At 62.1% G+C, this 13,712-nt stretch carries 13 protein-coding genes and 1 pseudogene; 7 read left to right on the forward strand and 7 right to left on the reverse strand.

What is annotated here, in order from left to right; translation table 11 throughout:
• Positions 1–10: 10 nt before the first annotated feature.
• The 4 genes from EOA23_RS23390 to EOA23_RS23405 form a co-directional block, all read right to left on the reverse strand.
• On the reverse strand, positions 11–988 hold the full coding sequence (locus EOA23_RS23390; RefSeq protein ID WP_127305888.1) for a quinone oxidoreductase: 978 nt from the start codon (positions 986–988) through the stop codon (positions 11–13).
• A gap of 129 nt (positions 989–1,117) precedes the next feature.
• Positions 1,118–1,936, reverse strand: coding sequence for a phosphatidylcholine synthase (pcsA, locus tag EOA23_RS23395; protein WP_126060961.1), 819 nt, complete (start codon positions 1,934–1,936; stop codon positions 1,118–1,120).
• Positions 1,933–2,547 carry a DUF1326 domain-containing protein gene (locus EOA23_RS23400; RefSeq protein ID WP_127305889.1) on the reverse strand — a complete coding sequence of 205 codons (615 nt, stop codon included), beginning with the start codon at positions 2,545–2,547 and terminating at the stop codon, positions 1,933–1,935. Before EOA23_RS23400 ends, pcsA begins: the two co-directional genes overlap by 4 nt.
• Before the next feature lie 12 nt (positions 2,548–2,559).
• A complete protein-coding gene (locus EOA23_RS23405) occupies positions 2,560–3,450 on the reverse strand; it encodes a DUF2182 domain-containing protein (RefSeq protein ID WP_127305890.1) in 891 nt (296 codons plus the stop codon).
• Between the two features lie 102 nt (positions 3,451–3,552).
• Here EOA23_RS23405 and EOA23_RS23410 point away from each other — a divergent pair, with 102 nt between their 5' ends.
• The gene (locus tag EOA23_RS23410; protein WP_127305891.1) at positions 3,553–4,764 is read left to right on the forward strand and encodes a UbiH/UbiF family hydroxylase; all 1,212 of its coding nucleotides are present in this window, start codon (positions 3,553–3,555) and stop codon (positions 4,762–4,764) included.
• On the opposite strand, the gene EOA23_RS23415 is transcribed toward EOA23_RS23410, so the two are convergent.
• The gene (locus EOA23_RS23415; protein WP_127305892.1) at positions 4,741–5,703 is read right to left on the reverse strand and encodes an AEC family transporter; all 963 of its coding nucleotides are present in this window, start codon (positions 5,701–5,703) and stop codon (positions 4,741–4,743) included. The two genes, EOA23_RS23410 and EOA23_RS23415, sit on opposite strands and share 24 nt — an antisense overlap.
• A gap of 308 nt (positions 5,704–6,011) precedes the next feature.
• Here EOA23_RS23415 and hspQ point away from each other — a divergent pair, with 308 nt between their 5' ends.
• The gene (gene hspQ / locus EOA23_RS23420) at positions 6,012–6,335 is read left to right on the forward strand and encodes a heat shock protein HspQ (protein WP_189341680.1); all 324 of its coding nucleotides are present in this window, start codon (positions 6,012–6,014) and stop codon (positions 6,333–6,335) included.
• A 74-nt stretch (positions 6,336–6,409) separates the two neighbouring features.
• Here hspQ and EOA23_RS23425 read toward each other — a convergent pair whose 3' ends face one another.
• Positions 6,410–7,030, reverse strand: a complete 621-nt coding sequence (locus EOA23_RS23425) for an invasion associated locus B family protein (protein ID WP_126060956.1) — start codon at positions 7,028–7,030, stop codon at positions 6,410–6,412.
• A gap of 296 nt (positions 7,031–7,326) precedes the next feature.
• Here EOA23_RS23425 and EOA23_RS23430 point away from each other — a divergent pair, with 296 nt between their 5' ends.
• Together EOA23_RS23430 and EOA23_RS23435 are read left to right on the forward strand one after the other, a co-directional pair.
• Positions 7,327–9,147 carry an extracellular solute-binding protein gene (locus EOA23_RS23430; RefSeq protein WP_127305894.1) on the forward strand — a complete coding sequence of 607 codons (1,821 nt, stop codon included), beginning with the start codon at positions 7,327–7,329 and terminating at the stop codon, positions 9,145–9,147.
• A gap of 38 nt (positions 9,148–9,185) precedes the next feature.
• Complete coding sequence (locus EOA23_RS23435) at positions 9,186–9,869, forward strand: DsbA family protein (RefSeq protein WP_126060954.1); 684 nt, start codon at positions 9,186–9,188, stop codon at positions 9,867–9,869.
• A 40-nt stretch (positions 9,870–9,909) separates the two neighbouring features.
• Here the strand turns inward: EOA23_RS23435 and EOA23_RS23440 are convergent, their stop codons facing one another.
• The gene (locus tag EOA23_RS23440; RefSeq protein ID WP_127305895.1) at positions 9,910–10,344 is read right to left on the reverse strand and encodes a hypothetical protein; all 435 of its coding nucleotides are present in this window, start codon (positions 10,342–10,344) and stop codon (positions 9,910–9,912) included.
• Positions 10,345–10,597: 253 nt separating this feature from the next.
• Here EOA23_RS23440 and EOA23_RS23445 point away from each other — a divergent pair, with 253 nt between their 5' ends.
• The 3 genes and pseudogenes from EOA23_RS23445 to EOA23_RS23455 form a co-directional block, all read left to right on the forward strand.
• On the forward strand, positions 10,598–10,999 hold the full coding sequence (locus EOA23_RS23445; RefSeq protein WP_126060953.1) for a DUF6252 family protein: 402 nt from the start codon (positions 10,598–10,600) through the stop codon (positions 10,997–10,999).
• Positions 11,000–11,356: 357 nt separating this feature from the next.
• Positions 11,357–13,249: an ABC transporter ATP-binding protein/permease gene (locus EOA23_RS23450; RefSeq protein ID WP_189341681.1), complete on the forward strand. Its 1,893-nt coding sequence runs from the start codon at positions 11,357–11,359 to the stop codon at positions 13,247–13,249.
• 280 nt (positions 13,250–13,529) lie between these two features.
• Positions 13,530–13,712: pseudogene (locus EOA23_RS23455) on the forward strand (magnesium transporter); the annotation flags it as partial.

Raw genomic sequence — 13,712 nt, forward strand, 5'->3', positions numbered from 1 at the left:
ACATCATGCTCTAGGGAATGAGGACGGTCGTTCCCGTCGTCTTGCGGGCTTCGAGATCGGCTTGCGCGTTTCCTGCGTCCTTCAGCGCATAGCGCTGGTTGATCTTGATCTCGACGGCACCGCTCTTGACCACATCGAAGAGCGCATCGGCCGACGCTACCAGATCCTCGCGCTTGGCGTTGTAGACGAAGAGCGTCGGCCGGGTCGCGAAAAGCGAGCCTTTCTGGGCGAGAAGCGATATCGGGAAAGGCGGGACCGGCCCCGACGACGAGCCGAAGCTGACGAACATGCCGAGCGGTCTCAGGCAATCGAGCGAGGCGGGAAAAGTATCGGCGCCGACGGAATCGTAGACGACGTCGCATTTTCTCCCGCCGGTGAGCGCCGCGACGCCGGCGACGAAATCCTGCTCCTTGTAGTTGATGACATGATCGAAGCCATGCGCCCGCGCGAGCTCGATCTTGTCGGAAGAACTCGCGGTGCCGATCACGGTCGCGCCGAGATGCTTTGCCCATTGGCCGAGGATCAGGCCGACACCGCCGGCTGCCGCATGGTAGAGGATCGTGTCGCCGGCCTTCACCGGGAAGGTACGGCGCAAGAGGTATTCGGCCGTCATGCCTTTCAGCATCATCGCCGCGGCCTGCTCGTCGCCGATGCCGTCCGGCACCTTGACCACGCGGTCGGCTGCGATCACGCGCTGCTCGCTATAAGCGCCGACATTGATCGCATAGGCGATGCGGTCGCCGGGCTTCAGCCAGTCGACGCCGGTGCCGAGCGCCAACACGACGCCCGCCGCCTCGCTGCCGGGGATCAGCGGAAGACCGCCGGGGGGCGGATAAAGCCCGGAGCGGTAATAGACGTCGATGAAGTTCAGGCCGATCGCCGTGTGCCGGATCAGGATCTGGCCTTCTCCCGGCTGGCCGGGATCGGCATCCTCGTAAGCCAGGACTTCGGGGCCGCCATTGGCGTGGATGCGGATTGCCTTGGACATCGCTCAACTCTCTGAAGGGTACGTAAACTGGAGCATGACCCCGAAAGGGGAAGCCGATGTTCGAAAGATCATGCGCCGATAATAGCTAGGTCAGGATGACCGTTCGACCAAAAATGTCCTGATCCAGGATCAGGGCTTCCTGGCGCCCAGACTGGGGAACATCTGCATGACGCCCCCGATACAGGCGAGATAAAGGCCGGTGATGGTGATGCCGATCTTGGTGAAGTCGCTGACCTGCTCTCCCAGCACGCCGATCTTGTCATAGAAGGCGGCAAGCGCTGCCTGCGCCAGCGCCAGCGCGCCGAAGGCGCACCACAAAAGCGTCATGCCGAGATTGACCGGCCTCAGCCGCACGACGCGCACCGGATGGATGAAATTGATCGGCAGAAAGGTCAAAATGCCGGCAACCACCACCACGGCGAACGACACCCATTGCCCCGGCTCGATGACGAACAGCGTGAACACCACCATGTTCCAGACGACAGGGAAGCCTTTGAAGAAGTTCTCCTTCGTCTTCATGCCGGTGTCGGCATAGTAGATCGCGCTGGAGACGACGATGATGGCCGCCGACAGGAAGGACAGGTTCTCGCCCATGAAGCCTCGCTGATAGAGCGCGAAGGCTGGAATGAGCACGTAGGTGACGTAGTCGATGATGTTGTCGAGGAGCTCTCCCGACCATGTCGGCAGGATTTCCTTGACCTCGAGCTTGCGGGCAATCGGGCCGTCTATGCCGTCGACGAACAGCGCCAGCCCCAGCCACCAGAACATCGCCGTCCAGCGTTCCTCGCTCGCCGCCACCAGCGACAGGAAGGCCAGGAACGATCCTGACGCGGTCAGCAGATGAACGGAGAACGCGCGCGCCTGCGGCCACGTCACCTTCTTCTTCGGCAACGGAATCCGCTGCGCGATCTTCTTCGCCGCCTTCCTGGCCGTTGTGTTCTTGCTCACGGTCCCCGCCAGTCCAGCTTGCAGATTTCGGCCGATCGGCCGGCGAAATTCCAGTTGCGGCCGAAGGCGCGCATCTTGCTCTTGTCGGACTTCGCCACGATGATTTCCGGCGCGATCCAATATTCGGAATTGGTGATAACCGTATCTTTTTCACGGTCCTTGCCGGGGATCGGCGTCACCGCGCCGTCGATGATCCGCGGTATCTGGAAGACGCGCGTCCTGTCACGCGTCTCATAGGTGATCGGCACCTGCTCGACGCCGAGGAATTTCCCGACAAGGATCGACAGCAGCGACGTGGTGCCGCCGGCCTTGCCGGTGAATATCTTGGTCAGCGCCTTCACCGCATAAACCGAGGCGCGCTTGTCGATGAACAGTCCGGCGCTCCAGTTGCCGCGGCTCATATAGCCGGGGATTTCCATGACTAGGCCGAGATTGAGACCTGAAAGGTCGACTTCGCCGAAATGGCCGGCATCGATGCGGAAGCCCGCCCAGGTCTGGCAGTAGCCTTCCGTCGGCGGGTGGCTGCCGAGCGACAGCACGCAGGGGCAGAAAACCGTGCAATTGCAGGAGAGTACCAGCTCCCCTTTCATCGCCCAGCTTTGGTCGTTCATCGAATTCTCCCCTTACGGCGAAACTAATAGCAGGGCTGCCGCCCACACAAACAGTATCGTACCGGCGACCCGGCTGGCCACCCTCCCGGCGGTCTGTTTTTCGATCAGGGTGAACAGGCCGATCAGCGCCATCCAGAAGATGTTCATCGCGCCGACGGCGAACATCACCAGCATCAGCGCCCAGCAGCAGCCAAGGCACCAGGCGCCCTGCTCCACTCCCAGTTGGAAGATGCGGCCCGGTTTCGCGCTCCAGTTGGCGAACAGGATCGAGAACGGGTTGCGACATTTTTCCAGGCACGCCTGTTTCAAGCCGCTAAATTGATAAAGGCCTGCAACAAGCAGTGCCGCGGCGCCGGCAATACCGACTGCGGGATCGAGCATCCAGCCGGAACCGGCAAAAGCGTAGACCGCGAGCGTCAGCGCGGCGAAAGCCGCGGACGCGCCAAGCCAAGTGGTGAGGTATCCGGTAACGAGCACCAGCGGATGAACAACCGGCTCGCCCTTGATCCTCGCTGTGTCGGCAATCTCGCAATAGGTGCGGATCAGCGGCGCGGCGGAAGGCAGCATGGTCGCCACCGCCATCAGGAACCACATCAGCACAAGCGCTGGTACCTGCAGGCCAGCCGGGCCGGCAAGCGGCGCCGGCACAAGGCAGAGAGCAAAGAACCGGTCGAGAAAATCCGGCAGAGGCAGGCTCGGGAGATTCTTGAGCAGGAAATCGCCGGGCCTGCCGGCAAGGCTGCCTTCAGCGCTGCGGATCGCCATCGCGCCGAGAAGCAACCATGCAAGGACGATGGCGACGCCCACCGTGAGCGTCACCGCAAAGCGCGGACTGCGCGCCACGCCGGCCGTCGCGCGTCCCGCGCGGTCGAGATGGTTGAAATCCTGCTGCTCCCCGCTCATGGCAACCGAATGGGCTGAATCGCCGCGTTGATCAAGCCGGCTGATCCGACCTATATCTTGGATAAGGGCCCGACGGGGCGCCTTCCAACGTGGAAGCATGACGTGGATCATAACGACAGAGCCCGCATCCTGGTTGCCGGCAGCGGTCCGGCCGGCCTTATCGCTGCGCTCGGCTTTGCCCAGGCTGGCTTTCAGGTGACGCTGGTGGGGCCTGAGGCCAACACCACCGATGGCCGCACCACGGCGCTCATGAACCCCGCCCTGAAGATTCTTGAACGGCTGGGCGTCCTCGCCGAGCTCAAGCCGCAGGCCGCGGCGCTCAAGGTGATGCGCATCGTCGACGCCACAAGGCGGCTGATCCGCAGCCCAACCGTGACCTTCCGCGCCAGCGAGATCGGCGAGGAGCAGTTCGGCCTCAATCTGCCGAACAATGCCCTTATTCCGATCCTCGCCAAGGCGGCTTCAGCGCATGACGGCATTCATTGGCTGAAATCCACGGTAGAATCCTGGAGCCTCGACGCCGACCAGGCTCGTGCAAGGCTGGCCGACGGCGGCGAAGTCTCGGCGTCGCTCGCGGTCGCCGCCGACGGGCGCCTGTCTCCAGCGCGGGAAGCCGCCGGCATTCGCGCATTCGCGCGGCCTTATCCGCAATCGGCGCTTGTCCTCAATTTCGGCCACCGCAGCGATCACGGCTTCGTGTCGACCGAGTTCCACACCGAAACAGGGCCGTTCACCCAGGTGCCGCTGCCCGGCAGGCGCTCGAGCCTTGTCTGGGTCGTGAAGCCGGAGACGGCGCAAGAGCTTGCCGCGCTCGATGATGCAACCCTGTCGGAGCGTATCGAGCAGCAGATGCAATCGGTGCTTGGCCGGGTCTCAGTCGAAGCGGGACGCCAAATCTATCCTTTGTCGGCGGCTTCGCCCGCCCGGTTCGCGCAGAATCGCGTTGCGCTGGTCGGCGAGGCGGCGCATGTGTTTCCGCCAATCGGCGCCCAAGGGCTCAATCTCGGCATCCGGGACATCGACGATCTGATTGGAATCGCCAGCGAAAACCGCGGCGATCCGGGGGCGAGCAGGAGTCTTGCCGCCTATGATACCAGGCGCCGACCCGACATATGGGCGCGCAGCGGCGCGGTGAACCTGCTCAACATGTCGCTGCTGTCGGACATGCTGCCCGCACAGCTGGCGCGCAGCGCCGGCCTCAACGCGCTGGGCAGCTTCGCGCCGCTGCGGGCCTTCTTCATGCGCGAGGGATTGCGGCCGGGCAGCGGCTTTCGCGCCATTGCCGGCGGCTTACGGAAAGAGGTCGGCCGGTAGGATTCCGTGTCGGATAGCGTAGAGCAGCGCGGTCACCGTCACCACCGAGAAGCATGTCGTGATCAGCACGCTGGCCGAAGAGCGCTGCACCCATATGTCGTACTGCTGCGCGATGACGAAGACATTGGTCGCGGTCGGCAGCGCCGCCAGCAGCATCGCTGAAAAGACCCAGGTCGGGGAGAAATTGCCGATCCAGCTCAGCACGACATAGCAGAGCAGCGGATGGACGATCAGCTTCAACCCGGCAATCAATGCCAGCTCGTGCGGCACGCGGTTGAGCGGCCTCAGCGCCAGCGTGACGCCCATGGCGAACAAGGCGCAAGGCGCGGCCGCGCGGGCGAGATAATCCAGGAAACGATCGACAGGCAGCGGCGGGTGGAACTCCACATAAGCGGCGACGACACCAAGGGCGGTCGCGACGATGAAGGGGTGCAGCACGATCTTCTTCGCGACGCCGAGCGCGAGTTGGAGCGGCGGCGCCTTCTCCTTGCCCGACAGCGCCATCATCATCGGCGCGACCGTGAAATGCACGATGTTCTCGAAGCAGAAGATCAGCGCCACGGGCACCGCCGCCTGCTCGCCGAACGCAAGCAAGGCAAGGCCCGGCCCCATATAGCCGATGTTGCCGTAGGCGGCGGCAAGGGCGGTGATCGTCGCGGGCGCGATGCCGCCGCGGGAGACGAGAACCGACCAGGCGAACATCCCCGTGAAGACGACATAGGTGGCGATGAGCGAGCCAAGGATGAAGCTCCATTCCGTCAACCGCTCGAACGGCGTCCTGGCGAGCAGTTGGAAGAACAGCGCCGGCAGCGCGACATAGACGATGAAAATGTTCATCCAGCCGAGCGCCTCCAGCGGCTGCCGGGTGATGCGCGCCACCAGGAAACCGATGAAGATCATGCCGAAGAAGGGAAGGACGAGACCGATGACGTCAGACATTTTTCGCTCAGGCGGGAAAACTCCCGCGCGGGCTAGCCCGTTGCTTCGTCCGAGGTCAAGGACTTGGCTATTGAACAGCGCCTGCGCCTGCGCCAAATAGGCCCAGTCGAAAGTCGGAGTCGATTTTTGGCTGCGTGATGTGTAAATTCAAGGTCTTAGGCGCCCTGTGCGCGGCCACGAAAGACGCCTCGGAACAGCGCATGACCCGAAAATCGATCGATTTTCGAAGAGGATCATGCGCAAACTAAAGTGCTGCAGCGTCCTTTGCGCGTCCGAGAGGACGCGCGGCGCTGCAGGTGGTGAATGCGATGAAAACGGCCAAATTCTCGATCGGGCAAGTGGTTCGCCACAGGCTGTTTCCGTTCCGCGGCGTGATCTTCGACGTCGATCCCGAATTCGCCAACACCGACGAATGGTACGAGGCGATTCCGGCCGACGTGCGGCCGCGCAAGGACCAGCCTTTCTACCATCTTCTGGCGGAAAATTCGGAGACCGAGTACATCGCCTATGTGTCCGAGCAGAACCTGCTCGAGGACCGGTCGGGCGAGCCGGTGCGGCATCCGCAGATCGGCGAGATGTTCGACAAGCTGCCGGACGGCCGCTACGAGCCTAAGCGCCAGTTGAAGCATTGAATGCGATGGCCTTGAGGTAACAAAAAAGCGGGGCATTTGCCCCGCTTTTTTGCACGAGAAACGCGCTTGCGCGATCAGTTCGCGGTCTTGGCCTTGTCCTGCTCGTCCTTGAGCTTCTTGGCGAAATCCTGGTTGTTCTTGGCGACGAAGTCCTGCAGCTTCTTCTGCCGGTCCTCGATGTCCGACTGCTGCAGAGGCGGGCCGTCATAGGCGCCGCTGAAGCCGGTGAGCGCGATCTTGATCGGGTTCGGCTGGTTCTGGAAGTTGATCGAGGTCAGCGAAATCGCCTGACCCTTCTTGAAAGACGCCACGAGTTGGTCCGTCAGCGGCACCTCGGCGACGCAGCGGTCCGGGAAGCAGATCACATAGTCAAGCTTCTGCGCTTTGCCGCCATCGATCTGCAGGCCGATGCCGGGAGGCACGAGGCGGCCGGTCGGGACCGTGACCTGGAAGACCTTGCGGTTCACCTTGCCCTTGAGCTCGATCAGGCTGACGCCGGTGACGAGCTGGCCATTGCCGGCGGTGACGATGTTCTGCACATTGCAGATGTCGACGTCTGCCTGCTTGGTGCAGGCCTTGAACCAGCCCTGAGGAATCTGCGGCTGCTGTTGGGCCGAGGCAGTGAAAAGCCCGGCGCCCAGAACGCCGACCACGCCTGCGGCCAGCACCGAAAGGCGGTACGCGTTGATCGTCATATGGTGCACTTTCCTCTCAAATGATCCCGGGGACCGGCTTCTTCGTGCCGTGCGGTCCAGCTACCTGTTGCCCAAATGAGGCAACAGGATGACTTCGGAGCGCGTGTTACACTGCCAGCGGCATCGAATCCAGCCCGGTTTCCGCGATTTCTTGGTGGTTTCGCGTCCCCAGGAGCGAGCATCGATCGGCGATGGAGCGGCTGAACCCGATTCGCGTTGGCGCGCCGATTCAATCAGATGGCGAAATGCTCTACGGTGCATGGCGAATCACAAAGCCGCCCGGCAAGGAGACGGTTATGGACCGCGTTCTCGTCCAACTGATCGCCGCGACTTCGTTTCTGGCTCTTTCGCTCCTTCCGGCGCAATCGGCGCCGAAGCACGGCATTGCCATGCAGGGTGAGCCGGCGCTGCCGCCCGATTACAAGCATTTCGACTACGTCAATCCGGACGCGCCGAAAGGCGGAAGCGTCACCTATTGCGTCGTCGGCTCTTTCGACAACCTCAACCCCTTCATCCTGAAGAGCCTGCGCACCACCGCGCGCGGCATGATCGATACCGTCTACGGCAATCTCGTCTTCGAGCCGCTGATGCAGCGCAACTACAACGAGCCTTTCAGCCTCTACGGCCTGCTTGCCGAGAGCGCCGACATGGATCAGGAGCGCAAGTCGATCGAGTTCCACCTCAACCCCAACGCAAAATGGTCGGACGGCCAGCCGGTGACGCCGGAGGACGTGCTGTTCACCTACGACGTTTTCAAGGACAAGGGCCGCCCGCCCTATAGCGACCGCATGAGCATGATCGCCAAGCTAGAGAAGACCGGCGAGCACAGCGTGAAATTCACCTTCAACGACAAGGCCAACCGCGAATTCCCGCTGATCGTCGCGCTGACGCCGATCGTCCCCAAGCACGCCTTCGACAAGGAGACGTTCGACAAGACGACGCTGAAGCCGCTGATCGGCAGCGGCCCCTACATCGTGGACAAGGTGTTGCCCGGGCAGCGCATCGTCTTCAAGCGCAATCCGGATTATTGGGGCAAGGACGTCCCGTCCAAGCGCGGCTTCGACAATTTCGACCAGGTCACCATCGAGTATTTTCTCAACGCCAATGCCAAGACGGAGGCGTTCAAGAAAGGCATCTGCGCCCTCGATGACGAGACCGATCCGGTCAAGCGTGAGCGCGACATCGACTTTCCGGCGTTCCGAAAGGGCGATGTAAAGGAGGAGTATTTCAACACCGGCATCCCCCCGGTGGTGACCGGCTTCCTGTTCAACACGCGGCTGCCCAAGTTTGCTGATCCCGTGGTCCGCCGCGCGCTTGGCATGCTCTACGACTTCGAATGGGCGAACAAGAACCTGTTCGGCGGCAAGTTTAACCGCACCATGAGCTATTGGCAGAATTCCGAGCTGTCCGCGCTCGGCCATCCGGCCAACGATCGCGAAAAGGCGCTGCTTGCCCCCTACCCCGGCCGTGTGCCTGCCGATGTCATGGACGGCACCTGGCGTCCACCCGTGACGGATGGTTCGGGCCAGGATCGCAAGGTGCTCAAAGCCGCCTTCGAATTGCTGAAGAGCGCAGGCTTCCGCGTCCAGGACGGCCGGATGCTCGACCCGCAGGGAAATCCGTTCGGCTTCGAGATCCTGACCTCATCGCAGGATGAGGAGCGGCTGGCGGCGATCTACCAGCGCACGCTGGAAAAGATCGGCATCGACGTCGGCATCCGCTCGCTCGACGGCGACCAGATCCAGTCGCGCAAGCAGCGTTACGACTTCGAGGTGCTGATCGGCACCAGCGGCTTCAACAACTCCTTGTCGCCCGGCAGCGAGCAGCTCGGCCGCTGGGGATCGGTTGCCGCGAAAACGGAAGGGTCGTTCAATCTCGCTGGCGTTGCCGATCCTGCCGTCGACGCCGCGATCGACGCGATGCTGAACGCCCGCACCAAGGAAGACTATGTCGCTGCCGTCCGCGTCCTCGATCGCCTTCTGATCTCGGGCAACTATATCGTGCCGATGCAATACAACACGCAGCAATGGCTCGCTTACTGGAGTTATCTGGAACATCCGCAAAAGACCCCCATATTCGGCTATCAACTGCCGACCTGGTGGCGAAAGCCCAACTGACGCAACCCCGACCAACCGGAACCAAACAGGAGACGAGCATGAGCGCCGAGAACTCCATCACTGTCGATGTTGTGTCCGATGTCGTCTGCCCCTGGTGCTTCATCGGCCAGAAGCGGTTGGACAAGGCTATTGCTGCCGCAAGCGATGTCGACGTGCGTGTCAGTTGGCGACCATTCCAGCTCGATCCGACCATCCCGCCTGGTGGCATGGATCGCCGCCAATACATGCTCGGCAAGTTCGGCAGCGAGGAACGCATTCAACAGATCCATGCGCGCATCGAGCCGCTGGGCGAAGCCGAGGGAATCCACTTCGCATTCGGTGCCATCAAGGTCGCGGCCAACACGCTGGACGCGCATCGCGTCATCCGCTGGGCGGGCGCCGCGGGCGAAGATGTGCAGAACCGGCTGGTGCGCCGCCTCTTCCAGCTGAATTTCGAGGAAGGCGCCAATATCGGCGACAATGCCGTGCTGGTGAAGGCCGCCGGCGAGGCCGGCATGGATGCATCGGTGGTCGAGACGCTGCTGCCAACCGACGCCGACGTCGAGGCGGTCCGCAACGAGATCGCCACCGCATCGCGCATGGGCATCACCGGTGTGCCCTGCTTCCTGCTTGAGGGCAAATACGCGGTGATGGGCGCACAAGATGCCGACACGCTTGCCGACGCGATCCGCCAGGTGGCCCGGGCCAAGGCGCGCGGCGAATTGGAAACCGTCGCGGACTGAGCATCGTCCGGCGCAGCTCGGGCGAAAGGCTACGGTTCTCCTATTTCGCGGTCACCTTGGCCTTGCTCAGGAAGAATCCGTGGCCATTGCTGCCAGTGCAGCTCAGTCCCTTCGTCGACGACTGGCAGGAAAACGGCCCCTGGCTCCAGCTGTTGCCGTAGCCGAGCTTGGTCGCGTCGCTGCAACAGCCCTGCTCGCCGGGATTCTTGATCAGTGCCGCCGGCCCTTTGGGTCCCAAAATCACCGTGACATTGCTCGGCTCGACGCGCGAGCAGGAAAGCTCCGGCCCGCCATCCCGCGGCTGGTAGGTGCTGGTGCCGCCCTTCGGCGTGTAGATGCAGCCGATATTGCCGGACGGCGTGTTGAATTCGACCTGGCCTTCGGCGCTGGCCGGAATGCTCTGGCTGCCGGCATGCGCCGCCGACAGACAGGTGAAAATGCTAAGCAGCCCGGCGGCGATTTTGCGTGCAGGCATGTCATCCCCCTCGACATAAACCATCGCCGGCAGATTCGACCCGGCAGGCGGGCGTTGTCAAATCCTGTTCAGCCGTCAAAACACGATCTGGTGAATCGCCCCGAACACCGCGCTGAGCTAGGAACGGCAAGGGTCAGCTGATTTGAAGGGTCACCGAATGGCGGTCAGGCGTCGCGCATTGTCGTTGTTGTGCTTGCCACTCGCCCTTGGGCTTCCGCTGACATTGCAGCGCGTGTCCGCCGAGGAAGCCGTCATGTCGGCGACTTTCGAGGGCAAGCCCTGGACGGCGTCCTTCACCTTGGCCCAGACGATGCAGATGGGCGGCAAGCCGATGCTGAACTTGTCGGGCACAGAACAGGGGGCGCCGACCATGACCTTCAATTCGATGCTCGAGCTGAAGGATCCGAACGACCTTGCCGGCGGCTATCCACTCAAGACGGGCTCGCCTGCCAACAGCGCCAACTTCAACATTCTCGATTCCGGCGCCATGGTAGGCCATGTCCGTTTCAGCAGCGGCGAGATCGTCATCGACAAATACGACGCAGCCGCAAAGACCATTTCCGGTCATTTCAGCGCCTCCGGAAAAGACGAATCGGGCAAGCCCGAAGAGGTCATCGACGGCAAATTTTCGGGCATTCCGGTCACCGTCCAGTAGCCATTTCGGCTGACCGGCACCCCTTTTTCGTTCACAAACCCGTGTTTTTTGCTTCCCTAAGGGAAGCTTTCCGTCTGTTGGCTCAATTGCCTTTAACACACTGGAATAAAAGCCGAAATCAGCGCGATGGATGGTCTCTGGGCATTGGCTTTCTGTTGCCCTCGCGCCACGGCGGGGTAACCCTGTTCACATTCGCGCGCAGAAAATTAATGGAAAATGATCAATTGGTGTTACCCTGTGTAACAAAACTAGAAAGGTTTGGGCGGGATCGTGACTGGGGTCGGTAGACCGCAACGTACAGTACCGGAGCAAACATCCAGCGAGGCAAAGACCTCGTCCCTGACGCCGGTATCGTCGATGCGTACATTCTGGGGGCTGATGCGAGCCTACTGGTTCTCCGACCGGTGGAAGGAAGCCTGGACGCTCACCTTCGTCATCGCCGCCCTCACCGCTCTCTCCAGCAAGGCCGGCGTTTGGTTTGCCGTGGCGCTGGGCGAACTCGGCAATTCGATCGCCTTCCTCCACGATGCCGCCAACACCCATCCGCTGCAGACCATCCTGACCAACGCCGGCATACTGGTACTGCTGGTGATCCTGAAGGATGCCGGCTTCACCGGCGTGCGCAACCTCGTTTCAACGACCCTGCACCGCAAATGGCGCGGTTGGCTGGACAACCAGTTCAACCAAGCCCTGCTAGACGGCAATCATACCCATTTCCATGCCCAGCATGGTTCGGCGGCCAGCGGCATCGTCGCTCCCGACAATATCGACCAGCGGATCCAGGAATCGATCAAGGACATGACCGGCGGAGCCATCGGGCTTGCCATGGGCGTGCTTGGCGTGGCGACGTCGCTCTACTTCATCGGCGAAAACCTGATCGGATCATCGGTCGAGGTCAAAGGCCTAGAATTCCTGGGCGGCTATGGCACCGCGGTGCTGGCTTTCCTTGCCGTCGCCATCTACGTGCCGCTGAACACCTGGATCGCGGTCAAGCTCGGACGCCTGCTCGAGCGGCTCAATGTCCGCATGCAACAGGCGGAGGGCAGCTACCGCAGCGAACTCATTACATTCCTGCGCCGCAGCTTCCATGTTGCCGCCTCGCATGGCGAGGACGTGCAGAAGTCGATGCATGACAGGCTCTATGTCGATATCGACAAGACATGGGGCCGACTGAATATCGTCAATACCAGCTACACCTCGTTCGAGCTGATCTACAATTTCGTCGGCGCCCGTATCGTTGCCTACGCGCCAGGCCTCTTGTCGTTCATCCACAACCGCCTCGACTACAAAGGCTACATCACCGGTTCCGAAATGGTCGCCCAGTTGATCAGCCAGTGCTCGTGGTTCATCCATGTCATGCCGGCGATTGCGACGCTCAGAGCCAACAGCCAGCGCGTGACCGAGCTCGCCAACGCGATCGAGAACGTCCAGCGCCCGCGGGAATTCTACCAGCAGACCGGCCGATCCGACTTCAGCTACGCGAGCCAGAATCCGGTTTTCGGTCTCACGATCCAGAAGTTGGAACTCGCCCATCAAGGCGAGGACGCCACACCTTTCCTCAGCGCTGCGAACCTCCGTTTCCGCCGCGGCGAATGGACCTTCCTCAAGGGCGAGTCCGGCTGCGGCAAGACTTCGCTGATCAAGGCGATCAACGGCCTCTGGCCCTATGGGCGCGGCACCATCGTGTTCCCGGAAAGCGTGACGAGCTTCTATGCCGCGCAGGAGGTCAAGCTTCAGCAGGTCTCACTGAAGCAGCTCGTTTGCCTGCCGGGCTCAGAGCACGACCACGGCGATATGCAAGTTGCGGCCGCCCTGCACAAGGCCGGTCTCGGCGACTTCATCGAACACCTGGCCGACGAGAGCCGCGAAGGCAAGATCTGGGACCAGGTGCTTTCGGGCGGCCAGAAGCAGAAGCTGGTGGTCGCGCGCATCATCCTGCAGCAGCCCGGGCTTCTCTTCCTCGATGAGGCGACCGGCGCGCTCGACCCCGATGGCAAGATAGCCTTCCACCAAGCGATCAAGGACAATTGTCCGAACGTCACCGTAATCAGCGTCATGCACGAGGCAGTGCCGCCGCGCTCGCTTTCCGGCGAGGAATTCTACCACAGCGTGGTCGCGATCGCCGACGGCGTCGCCACCAAGAAGCCGCTCGCTCCCAGCCTGCCGCGCGAGCTCACCACGATCCTCACTCAGCCGCCGCGGCCGACCGAGGACAAATGGCTGCGCTTCCGCCGGCTGAAGCAGAAATAGCAATCAGGCCAAGCTTTTACCTGCTTCCATAGCTTGGCTGCTGCGGCTGCCGGTCACAGTCTCGCGATCCGGCCTCACCTCACCCGATTTCCGAGCTTTTGACAATTGACTCGGCAAAAAGCGCTCCTATGTTGCGCCCGCTCGCCAAATTCAAACTCGAACCCCGCGAGCAGAAAGGTCAACCCGCCATGCCTGGCGACAGTCACAGTCGAACGCAACCGCCGTCCGCCCTGACGTGACCTGAACGGCTCACGTCCTGCCGGACGGCAAGGAGTGAGCCATGAACGAATTCGCACCCGTATCGGACGACGAAGCCGTCGCCGTCGCCCGTGTTCTTGCCAACGATCACGTCGCCGACGTCGTCGAAGCCCTCAATCACGAGCCTCGCGAAACAGCCATCGAGCTGCTCTGCGCCGTGCCGTTCGAGCGGCTGGTCGAGATTTTCGATCAGTCGGAACTCGAA

This window comes from Mesorhizobium sp. M2A.F.Ca.ET.042.01.1.1, assembly GCF_003997405.1.
Lineage (GTDB): Bacteria > Pseudomonadota > Alphaproteobacteria > Rhizobiales > Rhizobiaceae > Mesorhizobium.

Coding starts and splice junctions, on each gene's coding strand:
- EOA23_RS23390 (WP_127305888.1), bottom strand. CDS start 988: ATGTCCAAGGCAATCCGCATCCACGCCAATGGCGGCCCCGAAGTCCTG.
- EOA23_RS23400 (WP_127305889.1), bottom strand. CDS start 2,547: ATGAACGACCAAAGCTGGGCGATGAAAGGGGAGCTGGTACTCTCCTGC.
- EOA23_RS23405 (WP_127305890.1), bottom strand. CDS start 3,450: ATGAGCGGGGAGCAGCAGGATTTCAACCATCTCGACCGCGCGGGACGC.
- EOA23_RS23415 (WP_127305892.1), bottom strand. CDS start 5,703: ATGTCTGACGTCATCGGTCTCGTCCTTCCCTTCTTCGGCATGATCTTC.
- hspQ (WP_189341680.1), top strand. CDS start 6,012: ATGAAAACGGCCAAATTCTCGATCGGGCAAGTGGTTCGCCACAGGCTG.
- EOA23_RS23425 (WP_126060956.1), bottom strand. CDS start 7,030: ATGACGATCAACGCGTACCGCCTTTCGGTGCTGGCCGCAGGCGTGGTC.
- EOA23_RS23430 (WP_127305894.1), top strand. CDS start 7,327: ATGGACCGCGTTCTCGTCCAACTGATCGCCGCGACTTCGTTTCTGGCT.
- EOA23_RS23435 (WP_126060954.1), top strand. CDS start 9,186: ATGAGCGCCGAGAACTCCATCACTGTCGATGTTGTGTCCGATGTCGTC.
- EOA23_RS23440 (WP_127305895.1), bottom strand. CDS start 10,344: ATGCCTGCACGCAAAATCGCCGCCGGGCTGCTTAGCATTTTCACCTGT.
- EOA23_RS23445 (WP_126060953.1), top strand. CDS start 10,598: ATGTCGGCGACTTTCGAGGGCAAGCCCTGGACGGCGTCCTTCACCTTG.
- EOA23_RS23450 (WP_189341681.1), top strand. CDS start 11,357: ATGCGTACATTCTGGGGGCTGATGCGAGCCTACTGGTTCTCCGACCGG.